The sequence below is a fragment of the Afipia massiliensis genome, assembly GCF_014203115.1.
Classification (GTDB): Bacteria; Pseudomonadota; Alphaproteobacteria; order Rhizobiales; family Xanthobacteraceae; genus Afipia; species Afipia massiliensis.
Window position 1 is genome coordinate 691,567 of the sequence record NZ_JACHIJ010000003.1, and the last position, 20,934, is coordinate 712,500.

Below are 20,934 nucleotides of genomic sequence, written 5' to 3' on the forward strand. Positions count from 1 at the left end.
TCGAGCGGGCAGGCATCGGCTAGAATGAAATCGACGCGTCAAAACATGGTGTTGGTGACGTTTGAGGCCACAGCCGCGCCGGATTTTGCGATAGACTGATGCAGGAACGGGTGGCACTCCATTGATGCGCCTGAGCGAGTTGAGATTGTCCGAGACCTCACACAGCCACGATGTCACGCCGACGCGCGGGCGCTTGCGCCACCGTGTGGTGATGCTTGCGGCTGCCGGCATCCTTCTGTTTATCGGGCTGGGCTTCGTCGATTTCCTGTCGCGGGTGCCGCCGGCCGAGGAAAAGCCGTCGCGCAATGCCGACGGCATCGTGGTTCTCACCGGCGGATCGTCGCGCGTCTCCGATGCGCTGGAATTGCTGTCGGCCGGCTATGGCCGCCGGCTGCTGATTTCCGGCGTGCATCCGACCAACGGCTACAGCGACATTCAGCGCACGCTGCCCGACAGCCAGCGCCTCTTGGCCTGCTGCGTGGATCTGGATCGTTCCGCGGTCAATACCCGGAGCAATGCGACCGAGACGCGGCGCTGGGCGACGGAGCGCGGCTTTCACTCGCTGATCGTGGTGACGTCGAACTATCACATGCCGCGTGCGATCGTTGAACTGTCCCACTCGATGCCCGATATCGAACTTGTTCCGTTTGCCGTGGTCGGCGAAAAGTGGCGCGAGGAGCCGTGGTGGACGAGTGGCGCGGCGTTGCGGCTCCTGCTATCGGAATACGCCAAGTATCTTTTTGCGCAGACGCGGGTTGCTTTCGGCGGCGTAGGGCAGGGCGGCATGCCGGAAATCGGCACGCCTCCATCGCCCTTAAAACCAGCCACCGCGTCCGCCAACTAGTAACTAGTGGTCCGGTTTTGACATTCGCATCCCACCTCAGCGGCACTCTTGCGAATGTCAGAACCAAAGGACCACTAGCAATTATTATTTTCTAGTGTCCTTTCGAATCCGACGTTCGCTTGGAGGGGCTGCAACATGAGGCGAACGTCGGATTCGGGACACTAGGCGAGTTTATGATGGTTTCGGTATTTCTGCGGTCGCTGCTCTACAATATCGTCTTCTATCTGAATCTGGCGTTCTGGGTGCTGCTCGGACTTCCGACCTACGCGATGCCGCGCTGGGGCATCGTCTGGATTGCAACGAACTGGGGGAAGACGAGCATCTGGTGGATGCGGATCATCTGCAATACCAAGGTTGAATACCGCGGCCTCGACAAAATCCCGAAAGGCCCGCTGATCGCCGCATCGAAGCATCAGTCGACCTGGGAAACCTTCGCCCTGCTGCAATTTTTCGATGAGCCGCTTTACATCCTGAAGCGCGAGTTGCTTTGGCTGCCGTTGTTCGGCTGGTATCTCAGCAAGGCCGGCATGATCGGCGTCAATCGCAAAGCCGGCGGACGCACATTGATCGACATCACCAAGCGCGCGGCCCGTGAAATCCAGCGCGGCCGTCAGCTGCTGATTTTTCCCGAGGGGACGCGGCGTGCTGTCGGTGCGCCACCCGACTACAAGAGCGGCGTCAGCCTGATCTATGGGGAGGCCGGTGTGCCGTGCATTCCGGTGGCGCTGAATTCAGGATTGTTCTGGCCGCGCCGGACCTTCATGCGTTACCCCGGAACCCTCGTCATCGAATTTCTGGATCCGATCCCGCCTGGCCTCAAACGTCAGGATTTCACCGCGCGCATGCAGGCCGCCATCGAGGAAGCGACCGACCGGCTGGTAAAGGCGGGACGCGAGGAGCAGGTGCGATTGATCGGCTTTTCCGCGCCGGTGGCCGCGTCCGTCCGGTCCTGAGTGGCAACCGATCAGATGTGACGATGCAGGGCGCCTTCGCCATGCAGCAGCGCTGCGAGACGATGCAGCGGCGCGTCGCGAACACCCTGCGCCTCCAGTGCGGTCACCGTGGCGATGACGTATTCGTCATTCGGTCCGTACGCGCCGTGCCCCTGGCGCACGAGCCGCAACTGTTCGTCCATCGTCAGCCGGCCTGCGTATTGATCGTGGCTGCGGTCGGCGACATAGGCAAGCGCGCTGACGCGCTGGCGGGCGTCGCCCTGAAGCCAGACCGAACGCATCACTTCGCGGTAGACCCCCGTCACCTGCTCGCGCTCGCGCAGATAGGCGACGGTTGCTTTTCTTTCAGTTGCTGCCACCCGGAACGCGACGCCCTGACAGGCGCCGCCGCGATCGAGCCCCAGGACCAGTCCGGGTTTTTCCGGCGTGCCGCGATGAACCATCGAATAGATGCAGAGCGAGCGATGTTCGCCGATCAGCCGCGCTGGCTTCTGTTCGAGAAACGCGAAGCCCGGCTTCCAGATCAGCGATCCGTAGCCGAACACCCACAGGTCGCCCTCGGGAAATTCCGATTCTGAAAGGGTTTTTGCGGCCATGATTACGTTACCTGATAGATGACGCCTATCAGTCTGCTTCCGTAGGTGCAACCGAAGGACGTCCAACCATCTGGACTCCAAAGGGATTTGCGCGAAAGTGCATCTTTCAATTGCCCGATTCCTCTGATTTAGCTCGCGTTATGCAGACATCCCCCATCATTCCCCGGCGCCGCCTCTGGCCCGTTTTCGTAATGCCGGTTCTGGTCCTCGCCGCAGCCGCGGCATGGAGCGGGTTCTGGTTCTATGCCGCCTCCCATGTCGACGAGAAATTCGAGGAATGGCGCACGCGCGAAGCGAAATCCGGCCGCGCCTATGAGTGCGCCAGCCGCTCGGTTACGGGCTTTCCGTTCCGCATGGAGGTACGTTGCGAAAGTCCGGTGGTAACGCTGACATCGCAGACCGCCGATCAAACGCAGCTCACTGCGCGGTTGAAGGACATTCTGGTCGTCGCGCAGGTTTACGATCCGACCAAGATCATTGCTGAATTCACCGGACCGGCGACCGTCGCGGGCAGAGGAGAGGCTCCGTCCTTCGTTGCGGGCTGGACCACGGGCCGCGCCAGCGCTTCCGGTCTGCCCACGCCGCAACGCGTCTCGCTGGTGTTCGACGATCCGGCGCTCGATCGCATGAACGGTTCTGCGCAGACACCTTTGTTGCGTGCAAAACATCTCGAACTGCATACGCGTCTGCTGGAAGGCTCGCTGTCGAACAATCCGGTGGTGGAAACGGCGTTTCTGGTGACGGCGGGAAGCCTGCAGGGGTTGCATCCGATTCTCGTTGAGCCGTTCGACGCGGACATCCGCGCGATGTTGCGCGGCCTGAAGGACTTCGCACCGAAACCCTGGCCGGAGCGCTTCCGCGAAATTCAGGCCGCCGGTGGCCGCCTCGATTTCACCCAGTCGCGCGTGCAGCAGGGCGAGACCATCGCGGTTGCCGCGGGTTCGCTCGCCCTGACGCCGACGGGCTATCTCGACGGCGAGCTGACGATGACGGTTGCGGGGATCGAGCGGGTGGTGTCGCAACTCGGCATCGACAAGCTGTTGATGGACGGCGTGCCGCAATCGACCGTCGATCGCATCGCGCCCGGCGTCAGCGCGCAGGACGTCAACAAGGTGATCGGCGCGCTCGACCGGATGATTCCGGGATTAGGCAATGTCGCACGCAAGAATGCCAATGCCGGTGTGGTTACAGGCATCAACCTGCTTGGTCAGGCCTCGACGCTGGAAGGCAAGCCGGCGCGGGCGTTTCCGCTGAAATTCACTGAAGGCGTGATTTCTATCGGTCCCTTGCGGATCGCACAGACCGCACCGCTGTTTTGACGGCTACTTCCCGTCGGGTTTCGGCAAATTCGCGTGCTTGCGGCCGAAGTCGGGATCGGCGGTTTCCTGACCGAGGCTGACGATGCCGCGGCGGATCGCGCGGGTGCGGGTGAAGTGATCGAACAGCGCTTCGCCGTCGCCGCGGCGGATCGCGCGGGTGAGCTTCGAGAGGTCTTCCTGAAACGCGCCGAGCATCTCCAGCACGGCATCCTTGTTGGCGAGAAACACGTCGCGCCACATGGTCGGGTCCGACGCTGCGATGCGGGTGAAATCGCGGAAACCGCCCGCCGAAAACTTCAGCACCTCTGCCTGTGTCACGTCTTCCAGTTCATCGGCGGTGCCGACGATGGTGTAGGCGATCAGATGCGGCAGATGGCTGGTGACGGCGAGCACGAGGTCATGATGGTCGGCCCCCATGGTTTCGACATTGGCGCCAAGCGCGCGCCAGAATTCCGCGAGCTTCTCGACGGCAGCCGGATCGGCCTTCGGCGGCGGCGTCAGGATGCACCAGCGGTTGATGAACAGTTCGGCGAAGCCTGAATCGGGGCCGGAATGTTCGGTGCCCGCTACAGGATGCGCCGGAATGAAATGGACGGTCTTCGGCAGATGAGCGGCCATGTCCCGCAGCACCATGCCTTTGACGGAGCCGACATCGGAGACGATTGCGCCTGGTTTGAGATGCGGCGCAATTTCCTCCGCGACCGGCCCGCAGGCGCCGACCGGGATGGACAGTATGACGAGGTCAGCGTCCTTCACTGCCTCCGCGTTTGTGTCCACCACGCGATCGACGATACCGAGTTCCTGCACGCGCGCGCGGGTCGCCGGCGAGCGCGCGGTGGCCACGATCTCGCCTGCAAGCCCCTGGGCGCGTGCCGCACGCGCAATCGAGCCGCCGATCAGGCCGAAGCCGATCAGCGCGATTCGCCCGAATAGTGGTTGCGCGTTCACTTCTGCCCCATGAATTCGGCGAGTGCGACGACCACAAGCCGGTTGGCTTCCTCGGTGCCCACGGTCATGCGCAGCGCATGCGGCAGCTTGTAGTTTTTCAGCGCGCGCAGGATCAGGCCGCGCTTGGTCAGGAATGCATCGGCGTCCTCTGCGGTCTTGCCCTTTTCCTGCGGGAAGTGGATCAGAATGAAGTTCGCAACGCTCGGCGTCACCTCAAGTCCGAGCTTGCCGACCTCTTCGGTGAGCCATGTGCGCCACGTGTCGTTGTGCACGCGGGATCGGTTCTGGTGTTCGGCGTCTTCCAGCGATGCGATCGCTGCTTCCGACGCTGCCGTCGAGACGTTGAACGGGCCACGAATGCGATTGACGGCATCGATGATGTTGGCCGGCCCGTACATCCAGCCGACGCGCAGTGACGCGAGCCCGTGAATCTTCGAGAAGGTGCGCGTCATCACCGTGTTGTCGTGGGTGGCGACCATTTCGATGCCGGCTTCATAGTCGTTGCGCGAGACATACTCGGAATACGCAGCGTCGATCACCAGCAGTACATGCGATGGCAATCCGGCGCGCAGCCGCTTGACCTCGTCGAACGGCACATAGGTGCCGGTCGGGTTGTTCGGATTGGCGAGCCAGACCATCTTGGTGCGCGGCGTCACGAGATTCAGGATCGCATCGACGTCGGCGGTGAAGTTCTTCTCCGGCGCGATCACATTGATGGCGCCGTTCGCCATGGTGGCGATCGGATAGACGAGAAAGCCGTGGGTGGTGTGGATAGCCTCGTCGCCGGGGCCGAGATAGGTGTTGGCAAGATAATTGAGAAGTTCGTCCGAGCCCGCGCCGCAGATGATGCGGTCAGGATCGAGGCCGAAGGTGCGTCCGATGGTTTCACGCAGCGCGCGCGAGGTGCCCTCCGGATAGTCTTCCAGATGATCGGCTGCAGCCTTGTAGGCCGCGATGGCCTTCGGCGACGGCCCGAGCGGGGTCTCGTTCGCGGACAGCTTGAACACGCGGCCGCTCAGCCCGGCGCCGCTTTTGCCCGGCGTGTAGGGTGCAATATCGAGAATGCCCGGCTTCGGCACTGGACGTGACATCAACTCAACTCCGAAAGAAAAGACTATTTGGACGCAGTGGTCGGCGGCACCGTATAGCGCGTTGCATGGCTTCCGACGAGGGCCGATGAACGCACGGAAGCCCCTGCGGCGACCAGCGCAGCGGTGATCTTGTCGAGGCCGCCCGGGCCCGGAACCGAGATCAGCAGGGCTGCACCGTCGGAGGCGGTGTCGGGAACGGCGATAATTTCGGAGAACGGCGACAGCGCGCGCGCCACATCCGCGCTCCAGCCGGAGACGCGAACGCTCCACATCTCGACTTCGGTGACCATGGCATCGGCGGCGACGCGCGAGACCACGAACACCGGCAACGCGGCGGGATGATCGGCGCGCTCGACGAATGGCAATCGCGCGATGATCTTCGGGGCGGCTGCAGGCTCCAGCGCGATCCACCACGGCGAGCGGCTGCTGATCGCCGAGATCAGCGCCAGATCGCCCTTGGATTTCGCCACGGCTTCGACCGCGGCCTCGGCATTGAAGTGCGCGAGAAACGGAACGGTGAACCCGAAATGAAATCGCGCCGAATCCCGCATCGCGGATTCGCCGACGGACAGATCGGCGTGCACCGAGAACGGCGACTGCACATAAGTGAACGTCGAGATGATGACGCGCCAGATGCTCTCGACGGTGTCGAGCGGCAGGATGCCGCGATGGCGCTGCGCCAGGCGGCGCATCATGTCGGCCTCGCGCGCGGGCCGGAAAGCCGAACCGACTTCCTGCGTCTTCTTCACCGAGATGAGGCGGTCGATGATGTCACCGCGCTGCATCAGCAGACCATGCACCTGCTCATCGATGGAATCGATTTCGCGGCGCAGGTCCTGCAGTGACGGCGGTTGCTTGGTCATCGGTTCAACTTGGGTCCGAACGCTGCTGGCGGCGCAAAGGCCGCCTGGAATTGATCGAAAACGGGATAGGTGACGGGCGCATTGATAGGCAGGAGAGCGCCTGAAAGCAAAGAAAACATTGGCAATTCCAGCCTCAAACCGTGGCAGGGACAGTCCGCGCTTTCGCGGTGCAGCTTGACGAAAAGGCCGTTCGTGATTAGTAACTTAGCTATTCCGTGGTCATTTGAGCCGGCCGGCTTGCAGCCACGTTAAACAACTCGCTAAACAGGCCGGGGACATAAGTGATCCCGGCCGAACCTCGTTTCAGGCCGGGTTTTTTGTGGCCTGATTTCCGATGTTGGTCTCGCGACCTTCTGAGGAGGCCAGTAGCAAGATGGTTAATGTCAAACCGTTGAAGAGTGGTGATACGGCGTCTACCGAGCGCGCGCACGAGGCGGATCATCCGTCGTCGCTGGTCGCGCAATTCGGTGCGGACAAGCCGCTGCGGCTGGACTGCGGCATCGATCTCGCGCCGTTCCAGATTGCCTATCAGGCCTACGGCCAGCTCAATGCGGATCGCTCCAACGCCATTCTGATCTGCCATGCGCTGACCGGGGATCAGCATGTCGCGAATGTGCATCCGGTCACCGGCAAGCCCGGTTGGTGGGAAACGCTGGTTGGCCCCGGCAAGCCGATCGACACGGATCGCTACTACGTCGTGTGCGCCAACGTGGTTGGCGGCTGCATGGGTTCGACCGGTCCGTCATCGACAAATCCTGCGACCGGTAAACTGTGGGGCCTCGATTTCCCTGTCATCACCATTCCCGACATGGTGCGGGCGCAGGCGATGCTGCTCGATCATCTCGGCATCGAGAAACTGTTCGCTGTCGTCGGTGGATCGATGGGCGGCATGCAGGCGCTGCAATGGACCGCGGCCTATCCGGAGCGCGTGTTTTCCGCGCTGGCGGTGGCGTGCAGCACGCGGCATTCCGCGCAGAACATCGCGTTCCATGAGCTTGGCCGTCAGGCGGTGATGGCCGATCCGGATTGGCGCGGCGGGCGCTATTTCGAGGACGACGCCCATCCGCGCCGCGGGCTCGGTGTCGCCCGCATGGCCGCGCATATCACGTATCTGTCCGACGCCGCCTTGCATCGCAAGTTCGGCCGGCGTTTGCAGGATCGTGAGGTTCCGACCTTCTCATTTGACGCCGACTTCGAAGTGGAAAGCTATCTGCGCCATCAGGGCTCGTCGTTCGTCGAGCGGTTCGACGCCAACAGCTATCTCTACCTGACACGCGCGATGGATTATTTCGACATCGCTGCCGACCATGACGGCGTGCTGGCGGAAGCCTGGCGCGGTACGCGCACGCGCTTTTGCGTGGTGTCGTTCACCAGCGACTGGCTGTTTCCGACGTCGGAATCGCGCGCGGTCGTGCATGCGCTCAATGCCGGCAGCGCGCGAGTGTCGTTCGCGGAAATCGAGACCGACCGGGGACACGATGCGTTCCTGCTCGATGTGCCTGAGTTCATTGAAATCTCGCGCGCATTTCTGGAATCGGCCGCGTCGGCGCACGGCCTGACCTCGGCGAGCCGGTAGGAGCGCGATCATGACGATCCAGGATCAAGCGTTTCGCCAGACCGCGGTTCTTCCCGTCACCGAGAACGGCTATCGCGCGGACCATCTGCTGGTCGCACAGATGGTCGAGCCCGGCTCAAGGGTGCTCGACGTCGGCTGCGGCGAGGGCGATCTGCTGCGGCTGCTGGAGACGCGCGGCGTCGACGGGCGTGGCATCGAACTGTCGCGCGAGGGGGTGAATCGCTGCGTCGCCAAGGGACTCGCGGTGGTGCAGGGCGACGCCGACACCGATCTGATCAACTATCCCGACGATGCGTTCGACTACGTGATCCTGTCGCAGACCTTGCAGGCGACCCGCCAGCCGCGCGTGGTGCTGGAAAACCTGCTGCGCATCGGCCACCGCGCCATCGTGTCGTTTCCGAATTTCGGGCACTGGAAAATGCGGCTCCAGTTGCTTGTGAAAGGCCAGATGCCGCGCACCGACAACCTGCCAGCGACGTGGTACGACACGCCGAACATCCATTTCTGCACCATCAAGGATTTCGTCCAGCTCTGCGACGAGATCAACGTCAAGATGGAGCGTGCCGTCGCGCTCGATCTTTATGGCCGGCCGCTGCGGCTCAACGCGCCATGGTGGTTCTGGAACATGTTCGGCGAGCAGGGTGTCTTCCTACTCACGCGCCGCGATTAATATTCACGGCTCCAATGTGGCCGTGTATGTTCGCATTCTCGCCACGAAATCTTCCCGCTATCGCCGCGAAATGACTCCGCGGGGCGCCTTATCGCGTCTTGCTCCCGTCACACCGACCCGTTTTGTGCGCTGCAGTATGTCGTTCGCGTGCGAACGATGGGGCACAGGGGTGTCACGGGGACTATTGGATGACTGTATTGCGTAAATTTCGCCTGCCACTTCGAGGCGCCGCGCTGGCGCTATGTTCGGTGGCAATCGTCGCAATGGCGACACCGGCTTCGGCGAGGCCACATCACGGCGCAAGCCGGCACTATCACGCCCACCATTCCAAGCATCACGCCAAAAAGCACTATAGCCACCGCACTCGCCATCACGCGCGGCGCGGCCGTTCCGTCAAAGCGGCGCCGGTCGAAAATTCGACCTCGCAGGGTTTCGGTGGCTTCGGCGGATCGAACCTTGTTGCCGAAGCGCGGCGGTACATCGGCAGCGGGAATCCCACGAGCCGGGCCAGTCTGTGGTGCGCGCGCTTCATGAACATGGTTCTCGAGAAGTCCGGGCACAAAGGCACCGGTTCGGACATGGCGCGTTCGTTCGCGAGCTACGGCCAGCGCATCTCCGGCCCGCAGGTCGGCGCCATTGCGGTCATGTCACGTGGCCGCCGCGGCGGCCATGTCGGGGTCGTTAGCGGCATCGATGCCAAGGGCAATCCGATCGTGATCTCCGGCAACCACGGCCGCCGTGTTGCCGAGGCAAGCTATTCGCGCGGGCGCATCTACGCCTACGTCATGCCGTCGAGCTGATAAGCTCAGTTACCGTATCGCCGGTGGCAATGCTGCCTCCGGCGATCACCTCGGCATAGACGCCGCAATCGGCGTGATCGAACGTCTGCATCAATGCGTGCGGGATATTCATATCGCGTTCGGCGGTGACCGGATCGACATTGACGGCGGCGCAGCGCACGATCCGCTTGATCACCTTCAGCTGTACGCTGCCGATGGTCAGTTCTTTCCCGAGCAGATCGAATTCATGCCACGCGGGCCAGCCGTTGACATAGAGATTGCCGCGAAAGCGCAGCGGGTGAACCGGCTGCCCGACGACGGTTTCGATCGCCGCCACGCTGGCCAGATTGATGATCGACACGACCTTAGCGGCTACATCGGAGAAGCTGTGGCCGGGAGCCGCGAGGATCTTCGGCGGTCCCTTCAACTCGGGCGCAAAATTCTCCTTGAAAAAGGTCTCGATGGCGGCGCGGCCCTCCTGCGTTTCGAGATCGCCGCGCACGGCCTCCGCGCCGTTGGCGTGGATGGTCAGGATGTTGCTGGCGTCGTCATACCGGGTCTGAAGTCCCGCGAGACTTTCATTGCGCATCAGCATCAGGAAACGGCTTTTCGGAAAGTACTTCGGATCGGCCGGGGCGAAACCGCTCGGGCCGTTCTCGATGGCGTAGCGCCGGTCGGCTGGCAGCGTCTGGCCTTCACGCAGGGTGACGCTGGGGAGCGCTTCCGGTGACAGGCCTTTGACGGGATAGCGATAGATACCGTTAACGGTGACTGCGGGGGTTCCGTGCATGTGGTTTTCTAGGGCATGATTTTGTCCCGCGCTACCCGGCGATTTCGAGGGGCAGGCCTCTTTCCGAATCCGGACCAAGTTCCCACATGAGGACCAAGCCGGCCGTGGCGCCGGCGACATCTCCGCCCCGGCCGAGCCATCGGTGCCGGGAGGGCGGAAACCCATTGAAGATGCTAAAATCCGTGCCTTCGGGGCGGATATGGCAGGCTGAGGGAAACCGAATGAACATTGAGAAATACACCGACCGCGTGAAGGGATTCATCCAGTCGGCGCAGACATTGGCCGTGCGTGAGGGCCATCAGCAATTCACGCCCCTGCACATCCTGAAAGTGTTGCTCGACGACAGCGAAGGTCTGGCCGGCGGCCTGATCGATCGCTCGGGCGGGAATTCGCGCGCGATCCTGAAAGCCACCGAGGATGCGTTGGGCAAGATGCCAAAAGTGTCTGGTGGAGGCGCAGGGCAGGTGTATCTGGCCCCGGCGACCGCGCGCGCCTTCGACGCCGCCGAGCAGGCCGCCGACAAGGCCGGCGACAGTTTCGTCACCGTGGAGCGGCTGTTGCTGGCGCTCGCGCTCGACAAGGACAGCGAGGCGGGCACCCTGCTCGCGAAAGGCGGCGTCACGCCGCAAAATCTCAACGCCGCCATCAATGCACTGCGCAAGGGCCGCACCGCCGATAGCGCGTCGGCGGAAAACGCCTACGATGCGCTGAAGAAATATGCCCGCGACCTCACTCAGGCCGCGCGCGACGGCAAGCTCGATCCGGTGATCGGCCGCGACGAGGAAATCCGCCGCACGATTCAGGTTCTGTCACGCCGCACCAAGAACAACCCGGTGCTGATCGGCGAGCCCGGCGTCGGCAAGACCGCCATCGTCGAAGGTCTTGCGCTGCGCATCATCAACGGCGATGTGCCCGAGAGCCTCAAGGACAAGATGGTCCTGTCGCTCGATCTCGGCGCGCTGATCGCCGGTGCGAAGTATCGCGGCGAGTTCGAGGAGCGGCTGAAGGCCGTGCTCTCCGAGGTCACCGGTTCCGATGGTCAGATCATCCTGTTCATCGACGAGATGCACACGCTGGTCGGCGCGGGCAAGGCCGACGGCGCGATGGATGCGTCGAACCTGCTCAAGCCCGCTCTGGCGCGCGGCGAACTGCATTGCATCGGCGCGACCACGCTCGATGAATACCGCAAGCATGTGGAAAAGGACGCGGCGCTCGCCCGCCGTTTTCAGCCGGTGTTCGTCAGCGAACCGAGCGTCGAGGATGCGGTGTCGATCCTGCGTGGTCTGAAAGAGAAGTACGAGCTGCATCACGGTGTCCGCATCACGGACTCCGCGATCGTGGCTGCCGCGACGCTGTCGAACCGCTACATCACCGACCGCTTTCTGCCCGACAAGGCCATCGACCTGATCGACGAGGCCGCGGCGCGGCTGAAGATGCAGATCGATTCCAAGCCGGAAGAGCTCGACAATATCGACCGCGAGATCGTGCGGTTGAAGATCGAGCAGGAGGCGCTGAAGAAGGAAACAGACTCGGCCTCAAAAGATCGCCTGCAGCGACTGGAGAAGGAACTTGTCGAGCTCGAAGAGAAGGGCAACGCGCTGACTGCGAAGTGGCAGTCGGAGCGCGACAAGCTGTCCGATGCCCAGAAGGTCAAAAGCGAACTGGAGCAGGCGCGTCAGGAACTCGCCGACGCGCAGCGGCGCGGCGAATTCCAGAAGGCGGGCGAGCTGGCCTATGGCCGCATTCCCGATCTCGAAAAGCGGCTGAAGGCGCTCGAGGAGAGCGAGAAGGCCGGCAATATCGTGCTCGAGGAAGCGGTGACGGCCAGCCACGTCGCGCAGGTGGTGTCGCGCTGGACCGGCATTCCGGTCGACAAGATGCTCGAGGGCGAACGCGAGAAGCTGCTCAAGATGGAGCTGCAGCTTGCGCAGCGCGTGATCGGCCAGGCCGAAGCGGTGACGGCGGTGTCCACCGCGGTGCGGCGTTCGCGCGCCGGATTGCAGGATCCCAACCGTCCGATCGGCTCGTTCATGTTCCTTGGCCCCACCGGCGTCGGCAAGACCGAGCTGACCAAGGCGCTCGCCGAATATCTGTTCGACGACGAGACCGCTTTGGTGCGCATGGACATGTCCGAATATATGGAGAAGCATTCGGTCGCGCGGCTGATCGGCGCGCCTCCGGGCTATGTCGGCTATGACGAGGGCGGCGCGCTCACCGAAGCGGTGCGTCGTCGTCCGTATCAGGTTGTGCTGTTCGACGAGATCGAGAAGGCGCATCCCGATGTGTTCAACGTGTTGCTGCAGGTGCTCGACGACGGCCGCCTGACCGACGGTCAGGGCCGCACCGTCGATTTCCGCAACACGCTGATCATCATGACCTCGAATCTTGGTTCGGAGTATCTGGTGAGTCAGGCCGAGGGCGAGGATACGGCCGCGGTGCGCGATCAGGTCATGGCCATCGTGCGCTCGAGCTTCCGTCCGGAATTCCTCAACCGCGTCGACGAGATCATCTTGTTCCACCGATTGCAGCGAACTGAGATGGGCCGCATCGTCGACATCCAGATGCAACGGCTGTCGAAGCTCTTGGCGGATCGCAAGATCACGCTGACGCTGGATGACAAGGCGCGCGACTGGCTGGCTGCGAAGGGATGGGATCCGGCTTACGGCGCACGGCCCCTGAAGCGTGCGATCCAGCGCGCCGTGCAGGACCCGCTGGCGGAGATGATTCTGGCTGGCCGTGTCCATGACGGCGAAACCGTTGCGGTTTCGGCCGGCGATGGCGGCCTGACCTTCAACGGTCAGCTCGCCAAGATCGATGCCGAGGCGCCGCCGGTGCCGAAGAGCAAGCTGAACTAAGAAACAAAAAGCCGGGCAACATGCCCGGCTTTTTTTATCAGCATCTGCGCCGATTATTTTTTCTTCAGCGTGTAGATCGCGTTTTCGATGTCGGATGACACATAGATCGTTCCCGATGCGCCGACGCCGACGCCGGTCGGAATGTTCGTCGGCAAGGTTCCCGCAGCACCCGCAAGCCCGATCGGCAGGTTGCCGGCGAGTTCGGTGACGGTGCCGGTCTGCGGATCGATCGAGATCACGCGCTTGGCACCGACCTCCGCGACGATCAGCTTGCCGTCCGGCGCCAGCGCGATGCCTTCCGGACCTTTCAGATCCTTGGCGACGACGCTCTTGGCGCCGCTCGCGACATCGACCTTCGACACCAGCCCCGCAAACGCTTCCGTCACATAGGCGGTGTTGTCGTTCGCAGCGACAAGGCCAACCGGACCGGCCAGATCGCTGGCGATCGTTTTGCGGTCCTTGCCGTGCTCGCTGCTGGCGCGCACCAGCGATTTCGTGCCGAGTTCATTGACCAGGATACTGCCGTCGCCGAGGCGGACTGCGTCGTGCGGAGCCGTGAAGCCGTGCAGCATTTCCACGGTCTTGCCGGTCTTACGGTCGATCAGTTGCACCGTGCCGGTGAACCAGCTCGACAGCAGAACGAAATCGCCTTTCGCCGTCGCGCTCATCGGATATTCCAGCGTGACGCCCTCGGCGTGCATGCGCGCCGGTTCGCTGACCTTGCCGGTAGAGCCGTCAACGGTGCGATAGGCAAAAACGTCGGCGACGTAGACCGTGTCCGTGCCGTTGTCGCTCACGACGCCGATGCCGCCGGGCAGCGAGAGTTGCCCGATGATGACCTGCTTGGCGGCGCCGGTTTCGGGATCGATCTCCTGAATGCCGTTATCGGCCATGTTGGACACGAAGATGCGGTCGTTTCCGTCGATGGCGAGATTGTCGAGCGCAGGCTTGAGCTGGGCCGTGACCTTCTTCGTGCCGGTCTTCGGATCGACCTTCACGAGCTGGCCGAGTGCGGTGTCCACCACCCAGAGATTGCCCTTCGAATCGAAGTTCACCGCGGCCGGAACCTTGAAGCCTTCGGCGACGACGGCGAACTCGCCCTTGTCGACATCGACCTTCACGACCTGGCCTTTGAACCAGAGCGGCCCGTACAGCCTGTCGTCGGGACCGAATTCGAATCCGTTCAGACCGCCCATCTTCTCCATGATCTTGCGCGGAGGTTTCGCGCCCTCAATGTCGATTTCGTAAAGCGCGTCGCCAAGGAACACCTGCGTGGCGTACAGCCGGCCATCCTTGCGGAACGCCAGCGAATTGATTCCGGGCAGGCCGGACGCGAGTTTCCTGATCGGGCCGTCGCCCTTGCGCGCGTAGAGATCGCCGGTGAGGAATCCGGTCCACGCCATGGTGCCGTCGGGCGCAAGGGCGATGTCGTCCGCCATGCCGCCGTCTGCGGTGGAGATCGAAATTTTCGCCGTGCCGGCGTTGCGGTCGACTTCGTAAAGCGCGGCACCGGCGACGCTGCCCGCGAACAGCCGCCCGCTCTTGTCGATGCCGAGCCCATGCACGCCGTGGAATGCCGAACCCGGCACCAGCTTCGTCACCTCGTAGGCTTGCGCGAAGGCTGCGGTGGCGGCGCCGACCGCGAGCGCGGCAATTGTCGTGCACACGACGAACCGATGTCTCATGACCGAACCTCCCGGCGTTTACGTATGATTTTTATGCGGGGAGTATTTGTCGGTGCGCCTTGCTTGGCAACGGAAACCGACATTGCAACGCACGCGACATCAACCGCGCAGCGCGGCGCTGTTTTAAACATCGAGAAATTTTGTCGTGAAACTTAACCGTCGTGAAATCAGCGGTCGTTTGCCTGCGCCGTCTTCTGGCCCTTGGCGGCCTGCGGCTGCGGACGTGTGCCGCCCGGGCGGCTGTTGATCATGCCGTCGAGCCGGTCGCGTTCGGTCTCAAAGCTCGCCAGCATCGGACCATCGAGCGAACGTCCGCGCGGCAGCTTGATGCGCATCGGATCGACGAAGCGGCCGTTGACCAGAATTTCGTAGTGCACATGCGCGCCGGTGGAGAGGCCGGTCGATCCGACGAAGCCGATCACCTGGCCCTGCCGCACGCGCTTGCCGGGCTCCATGCCCTTGGCGAAAGCGGTCATGTGGCCATAGGCGGTTTCATATCCGTTGGGATGCTTGACGCGGATATATTTGCCGTAGCCGCCTTCCCAGCCGGCTTTCTCGACGGTGCCGTTGCCGGATGCGAAGATCGGTGTGCCGTAGGGCGCGGCCCAGTCCACGCCGGTGTGCATCTTGGTATAGCCGAGGATGGGGTGACGGCGGCCGCCGAAGCCGGAGCGCATGATCGCGTTGTTGACGGGTTTGCGGACCAGGAACTTCTTCGCGCTCTTACCGGTCTCGTCATAGTAATCGACGATGGAATCGTCGGGCGCCTGGAAGCGGTAGTATTTCTTGGTTTCGCCGCCGACGGTGAGGGCGGCGTACAGCACTTCGGTTTTTTCGGTGTTGACCGGAGCTTCGTCTTCGCCGGCGAAGAACACTTCGAACGAGTCGCCGGCCTGCACCTTGCGCTGGAAGTCGACGTCGTAGGAGTAGATGCGGATCATGTCCTCGATGACGGTGGCCGGGACCTTGTTGCGCATCGCGGTCTCGTAGATGCTCTGATAGAGCCGCACGCCGGTGCCGTCATCCTCGTCATCGTCGTCGCTGGCATTGGCGGTTTCCGTCACGCTGTTGAAACTCTGGACGTCGACGGCGACATATTTGCCGAGATCCGACAGGGCGGCGACCGCTTCGATGGTGGTTTCGTTGGCGACGATGACGCGGACCGGCTGCTGGCGCTGAAGTCCCGGACCGGTGCCGGCCATCATGATGCGCAGCTTCTGGCCTTCCTTCAGGCCGCCGTCGCGGCCGCGCGCGCCGAGATTGTTGGCGATCGCCAGCGCTTCGCCGGGGCTGGCTCCCATTTCACGCAGGATGGTCTGGACGGTTTCGCCCTTCTTGACGATGTGAATGCGTTCGCTTGAAGGGTTGCCGCCGGTGATCTGTTCCTTGGTCTTCGGCAGCAGGGTGACGTTTTCCGGCACCACGCGGGCCTCGAAGCCGGCATACGGATCGGGCGTGCCTTCCGCGGCGTAGGCCATCTTGAGATCGGCCGGGTTGCTCGATGCATATTTGACGGCGCTGTTGCCGCGCCAGTTCGATGCATCGCGCACCCGCAGCAGCACCTCGTCGATTGCGACGTTGGCTGCAATCTTGGCGCGAGGCAGCACCGAGGCGAGGTCGCGCGTCACAAACGAGACTTCGGCATCCGGCTCGGCGGCATTGGGATTCTGCGAATCGTCGCCTTCCGCGGGCGCCGCTGTGCCGACATCGGTCAGCATGCGCTGGGCGTTAAAGGCGGGAATCTTGGAGGAGAGGTCGCTGGTCGTCAGCGACAGGTTGCCCGCGATACGGACGAACGGGCGCACCTTCATGACGTCGCGGTTGCCGGCGCGGGCAACGGTGGAAACGCGAATGACCTGGCGGGCGGCTGCCGATTCGCTCGGCGGCGGAAGGCGATCGCTCTTGCGGGCGACGGCCCCCTTGTCATTGGCGCCAAACGCGCCGCGCAGCGCGCCTTCGACCCGCTCGGGGACCTTGGCAAATGTCATTTCGCCATCGAGCGACGCAAAAACGGCGCCGCCGATCAGAGCCGCGCCGCACAGACCAGTGAGAATCGTTCCGCTGAACCACTGCACGGAGACACGGCGGCGGTCGATGACCGCGGCTTCCGACCCGTCGACGGATAGCGGGGGCTCATGACCGAGATCAATGATCCCGGCACGCCCATAGTGTCCCCCGCGTGACGTCCCGTGGTTCAAAACTGCCGTCCCCCAAGTCTTGTCTTAGTCTCTCAGATCTCAGCACTCAAACGAAACGCCACTCAACGAACTGCCAGTGTGCCTTCGTCCAGCTCATGGCGCCCCGGGTGGGTTGCCGATCGAGCCACAAGCGCCTGGTTGTCTTTCCGTCACCGATATTCGCCGTACGCCAAAGTACTGGCGAGACCTGCCGAACGTCGATGCCGTGCAACTCTTCGATGTTTTCGATCCCCAGGATGATTATTCGATCCCAAGCTTGATCCAAAGTTCGGCGACAATCCTACATCATCTCCGAATCTTCGAACCGGCCGGCCGAAACTATACTTCTATTCGCCCGGCCAGGGCATGTTTCCTGTGCAGAACGTCGCAGGAATGTGGCTCTAGTACGGCGTGAAGGCCCGATAAAATGGGGACTTCTTCGCGTTGCAAAATTTCTTCGGTGCAGTGCGACGGATTTTTGACAAGGGCGTTGACAACCTTCGAAAGCCTGCCCTATAAGACGGCCACTGAGCGCGGCGGCGCCGGGGCCCAACGGCCCGGGCGATTGTCTGTGTCTCACAAGCTCCTCACCTTGAAGAGTGAAACATCAACCGATATATGTCGGTTGAGAATTTGCTTTCGAGGTAAGGTTGCCGGGTGGTCTAGGAATAGATGCTTGGCAAATCTTCTTCTTCAGGAAGGTTCGCTGATTTCTTCGAAAGAAAAAATCGCCGGATAATCTGAAAAAAGAGATTGCTTCCTTCTTCGGGAGGGTCTACTGGTTCGCTCCCTTCGGGGCGCTGGCATCCTACGGGGTGCCGCCTGATGACCTTCACTTTGGAAGATCAGAACGAGATTTTCTCCCTTACGGGGAGGGCGACGCTTCTGCGTCGGGTTGTTTGACAAGTAAAGATGAAGAAAGAGAAACGTGGACGGCGGAGTCCTTGCGGGTCTCGATCACGAGAAAGCTTCGGCTTTCAAAGGGTTGGGGCCGGACGAAAGACTTCGGCGGTACACGTTTTATAAGGTTACACCATCGCTGTCAGTGATGTGAATCACGGACGGCGGTCAGCTTCGGTTGACCAAAAATGGTGGGACCTCGTCAAAACGATGTGATCAGCCGGTTCAAAGTTCAAGTCCAACTTGAGAGTTTGATCCTGGCTCAGAGCGAACGCTGGCGGCAGGCTTAACACATGCAAGTCGAGCGGGCGTAGCAATACGTCAGCGGCAGACGGGTGAGTAACGCGTGGGAACGTACCTTTTGGTTCGGAACAACTGAGGGAAACTTCAGCTAATACCGGATAAGCCCTTACGGGGAAAGATTTATCGCCGAAAGATCGGCCCGCGTCTGATTAGCTAGTTGGTGAGGTAATGGCTCACCAAGGCGACGATCAGTAGCTGGTCTGAGAGGATGATCAGCCACATTGGGACTGAGACACGGCCCAAACTCCTACGGGAGGCAGCAGTGGGGAATATTGGACAATGGGCGAAAGCCTGATCCAGCCATGCCGCGTGAGTGATGAAGGCCCTAGGGTTGTAAAGCTCTTTTGTGCGGGAAGATAATGACGGTACCGCAAGAATAAGCCCCGGCTAACTTCGTGCCAGCAGCCGCGGTAATACGAAGGGGGCTAGCGTTGCTCGGAATCACTGGGCGTAAAGGGTGCGTAGGCGGGTCTTTAAGTCAGAGGTGAAATCCTGGAGCTCAACTCCAGAACTGCCTTTGATACTGAGGATCTTGAGTTCGGGAGAGGTGAGTGGAACTGCGAGTGTAGAGGTGAAATTCGTAGATATTCGCAAGAACACCAGTGGCGAAGGCGGCTCACTGGCCCGATACTGACGCTGAGGCACGAAAGCGTGGGGAGCAAACAGGATTAGATACCCTGGTAGTCCACGCCGTAAACGATGAATGCCAGCCGTTGGGGAGTTTACTCTTCAGTGGCGCAGCTAACGCTTTAAGCATTCCGCCTGGGGAGTACGGTCGCAAGATTAAAACTCAAAGGAATTGACGGGGGCCCGCACAAGCGGTGGAGCATGTGGTTTAATTCGACGCAACGCGCAGAACCTTACCAGCCCTTGACATGTCTATGACCGGTACCAGAGATGGAACCTTCCCTTCGGGGCATAGAGCACAGGTGCTGCATGGCTGTCGTCAGCTCGTGTCGTGAGATGTTGGGTTAAGTCCCGCAACGAGCGCAACCCCCGTCCTTAGTTGCTACCATTTAGTTGAGCACTCTAAGGAGACTGCCGGTGATAAGCCGCGAGGAAGGTGGGGATGACGTCAAGTCCTCATGGCCCTTACGGGCTGGGCTACACACGTGCTACAATGGCGGTGACAATGGGACGCTAAGGGGCAACCCTTCGCAAATCTCAAAAAGCCGTCTCAGTTCGGATTGGGCTCTGCAACTCGAGCCCATGAAGTTGGAATCGCTAGTAATCGTGGATCAGCATGCCACGGTGAATACGTTCCCGGGCCTTGTACACACCGCCCGTCACACCATGGGAGTTGGTTCTACCTGAAGGCAGTGCGCTAACCCGCAAGGGAGGCAGCTGACCACGGTAGGGTCAGCGACTGGGGTGAAGTCGTAACAAGGTAGCCGTAGGGGAACCTGCGGCTGGATCACCTCCTTTCTAAGGATGGTCCTTCAGCTTGCCAAAGTCTTCCAAGATTTCGGCAACTATCGGATCGTTTTAGAAACATCAGTGGCCAGTGATTGGATCAATCGCTGAGCTGCATTGGCGGGACACCGCCGTCTTCGTTTCTCTTTCTTCGCGGACGAACACGCGCCAGGGGCGGCGTTGAGCGATGCACGTTGCATATGCGACGTCGCGCCGACCGAGCTCCTCGTCGTTAGGGCTTGTAGCTCAGTTGGTTAGAGCGCGCGCTTGATAAGCGTGAGGTCGGAAGTTCAAGTCTTCCCAGGCCCACCATATATGCGCGACTATCCATTGCGGTTGCTGCGCTCACGTCACGACATCGCATCTTGTATTGACGCTGTCTTTTGCGTTGAGCATTCGTCTTCTGGAACGGGGGCATAGCTCAGCTGGGAGAGCGCGTGCTTTGCAAGCATGAGGTCGTCGGTTCGATCCCGTCTGCCTCCACCAGAAGTCTGGATGGAGCGACGGGTTCATGACGACTGCTCAGTGCAGCGTGTTCACAGTGTGCCCCATACGGGTGGCGCCTGTTTTATTGTCCGCGATATATCAATTCGCATGCAGATGTTCTCACCAGAACGCTGCTTGCGGGATTTCTGACATCGTAAAGAGGAGATCGATCCGAGCTTGGATCGCGAGGCATATCGCAAGATATGCGTTGCGGATTCTTGCATTATCTCCTGGCCGCTCATTCTGAAGCATCGCAAGATGGTTCGGGTGGCATTGGCCGTCGCAAGACGGCCGGTGTTGTTACCTTGTGTGACAGCGTCTTTATTAGTGAAGCTTGACCGCCTCACTATCGGTTCGATCTTACGAAGCAAGCTGGTCTTTCTAATCATATCCAGCTGCATGCAGCCTCTATCGAGGGGGCGCGCTGATGACTTTCGGGTCTTCAGCAAGTGTGCAGTTCAACATTCTGCCGAGTGTGTGGATATTGATAATGAGAGCAATCAAGTGCCTTAAGGGTGTTCGGTGGATGCCTTGGCGATGAGAGGCGATGAAGGACGTGCTACGCTGCGATAAGCTGTGGGGAGCTGCGAAGGAGCTTTGATCCACAGATTTCCGAATGGGGAAACCCACCTTCGATAGCCGAAACTCTAAGCGCACGATGACGCAAGTCACCGTGGGTTTGGATT

General features: G+C 61.4%; 14 protein-coding genes, 2 tRNA genes, 2 rRNA genes and 1 riboswitch (1 of these 19 only partly in view). Of the genes, 11 read left to right on the forward strand and 7 right to left on the reverse strand.

Annotated elements, in window-relative coordinates:
• Positions 1–211 precede the first annotated feature (211 nt).
• Positions 212–844: a YdcF family protein gene (locus tag HNQ36_RS12980; protein WP_184085974.1), complete on the forward strand. Its 633-nt coding sequence runs from the start codon at positions 212–214 to the stop codon at positions 842–844.
• 176 nt (positions 845–1,020) lie between these two features.
• Positions 1,021–1,797, forward strand: coding sequence for a lysophospholipid acyltransferase family protein (locus tag HNQ36_RS12985; RefSeq protein WP_184085640.1), 777 nt, complete (start codon positions 1,021–1,023; stop codon positions 1,795–1,797).
• Between the two features lie 11 nt (positions 1,798–1,808).
• Here HNQ36_RS12985 and HNQ36_RS12990 read toward each other — a convergent pair whose 3' ends face one another.
• Entirely contained in the window at positions 1,809–2,393 is a 585-nt protein-coding gene (locus tag HNQ36_RS12990) for a gamma-glutamylcyclotransferase (RefSeq protein WP_184085642.1), read from the reverse strand.
• A 191-nt stretch (positions 2,394–2,584) separates the two neighbouring features.
• Between HNQ36_RS12990 and HNQ36_RS12995 the strand changes: the two genes are divergently transcribed.
• Entirely contained in the window at positions 2,585–3,712 is a 1,128-nt protein-coding gene (locus HNQ36_RS12995; RefSeq protein ID WP_184085645.1) for a DUF2125 domain-containing protein, read from the forward strand.
• 3 nt (positions 3,713–3,715) lie between these two features.
• On the opposite strand, the gene HNQ36_RS13000 is transcribed toward HNQ36_RS12995, so the two are convergent.
• The 3 genes from HNQ36_RS13000 to HNQ36_RS13010 are packed head-to-tail and all read right to left on the reverse strand — an operon-like array spanning position 3,716 to position 6,614.
• A complete protein-coding gene (locus HNQ36_RS13000; RefSeq protein WP_184085647.1) occupies positions 3,716–4,660 on the reverse strand; it encodes a prephenate/arogenate dehydrogenase family protein in 945 nt (314 codons plus the stop codon).
• The gene (gene hisC, locus HNQ36_RS13005; protein WP_184085649.1) at positions 4,657–5,751 is read right to left on the reverse strand and encodes a histidinol-phosphate transaminase; all 1,095 of its coding nucleotides are present in this window, start codon (positions 5,749–5,751) and stop codon (positions 4,657–4,659) included. The genes HNQ36_RS13000 and hisC overlap by 4 nt, the downstream gene beginning before the upstream one ends.
• Before the next feature lie 23 nt (positions 5,752–5,774).
• Positions 5,775–6,614, reverse strand: a complete 840-nt coding sequence (locus HNQ36_RS13010; RefSeq protein WP_184085651.1) for a chorismate mutase — start codon at positions 6,612–6,614, stop codon at positions 5,775–5,777.
• A gap of 205 nt (positions 6,615–6,819) precedes the next feature.
• Positions 6,820–6,899: riboswitch (SAM riboswitch) on the forward strand.
• 88 nt (positions 6,900–6,987) lie between these two features.
• Between HNQ36_RS13010 and metX the strand changes: the two genes are divergently transcribed.
• The 3 genes from metX to HNQ36_RS13025 all read left to right on the forward strand — a co-directional run bounded on the left by metX (position 6,988) and on the right by HNQ36_RS13025 (position 9,660).
• Positions 6,988–8,190, forward strand: a complete 1,203-nt coding sequence (gene metX / locus HNQ36_RS13015) for a homoserine O-acetyltransferase MetX (protein ID WP_184085653.1) — start codon at positions 6,988–6,990, stop codon at positions 8,188–8,190.
• A gap of 10 nt (positions 8,191–8,200) precedes the next feature.
• A complete protein-coding gene (gene metW, locus HNQ36_RS13020; RefSeq protein ID WP_184085655.1) occupies positions 8,201–8,860 on the forward strand; it encodes a methionine biosynthesis protein MetW in 660 nt (219 codons plus the stop codon).
• A gap of 188 nt (positions 8,861–9,048) precedes the next feature.
• Positions 9,049–9,660, forward strand: a complete 612-nt coding sequence (locus tag HNQ36_RS13025; RefSeq protein ID WP_184085657.1) for an NlpC/P60 family protein — start codon at positions 9,049–9,051, stop codon at positions 9,658–9,660.
• On the opposite strand, the gene HNQ36_RS13030 is transcribed toward HNQ36_RS13025, so the two are convergent.
• Positions 9,644–10,429, reverse strand: a complete 786-nt coding sequence (locus HNQ36_RS13030) for an MOSC domain-containing protein (protein WP_184085659.1) — start codon at positions 10,427–10,429, stop codon at positions 9,644–9,646. The two genes, HNQ36_RS13025 and HNQ36_RS13030, sit on opposite strands and share 17 nt — an antisense overlap.
• A 221-nt stretch (positions 10,430–10,650) precedes the next feature.
• Between HNQ36_RS13030 and clpB the strand changes: the two genes are divergently transcribed.
• Positions 10,651–13,284, forward strand: a complete 2,634-nt coding sequence (gene clpB / locus HNQ36_RS13035) for an ATP-dependent chaperone ClpB (protein ID WP_184085661.1) — start codon at positions 10,651–10,653, stop codon at positions 13,282–13,284.
• Between the two features lie 53 nt (positions 13,285–13,337).
• Here the strand turns inward: clpB and HNQ36_RS13040 are convergent, their stop codons facing one another.
• Together HNQ36_RS13040 and HNQ36_RS13045 are read right to left on the reverse strand one after the other, a co-directional pair.
• Entirely contained in the window at positions 13,338–14,969 is a 1,632-nt protein-coding gene (locus HNQ36_RS13040) for a Vgb family protein (RefSeq protein ID WP_184085663.1), read from the reverse strand.
• A gap of 167 nt (positions 14,970–15,136) precedes the next feature.
• Positions 15,137–17,167: a LysM peptidoglycan-binding domain-containing M23 family metallopeptidase gene (locus tag HNQ36_RS13045; RefSeq protein WP_184085665.1), complete on the reverse strand. Its 2,031-nt coding sequence runs from the start codon at positions 17,165–17,167 to the stop codon at positions 15,137–15,139.
• A 1,118-nt stretch (positions 17,168–18,285) separates the two neighbouring features.
• On the opposite strand from HNQ36_RS13045, the gene HNQ36_RS13050 reads away from it, so the two are divergent.
• The 4 genes from HNQ36_RS13050 to HNQ36_RS13065 form a co-directional block, all read left to right on the forward strand.
• A 16S ribosomal RNA gene (locus HNQ36_RS13050) occupies positions 18,286–19,774 on the forward strand.
• Positions 19,775–19,997: 223 nt separating this feature from the next.
• Positions 19,998–20,074: transfer RNA gene (locus HNQ36_RS13055), tRNA-Ile, on the forward strand.
• 98 nt (positions 20,075–20,172) lie between these two features.
• Positions 20,173–20,248: transfer RNA gene (locus tag HNQ36_RS13060), tRNA-Ala, on the forward strand.
• A gap of 498 nt (positions 20,249–20,746) precedes the next feature.
• Positions 20,747–20,934 (forward strand): 23S ribosomal RNA (locus HNQ36_RS13065) (it continues 2,632 nt past the right edge of the window).
• Together the 16S and 23S rRNA genes with 2 tRNA genes alongside form the textbook arrangement of a ribosomal RNA operon.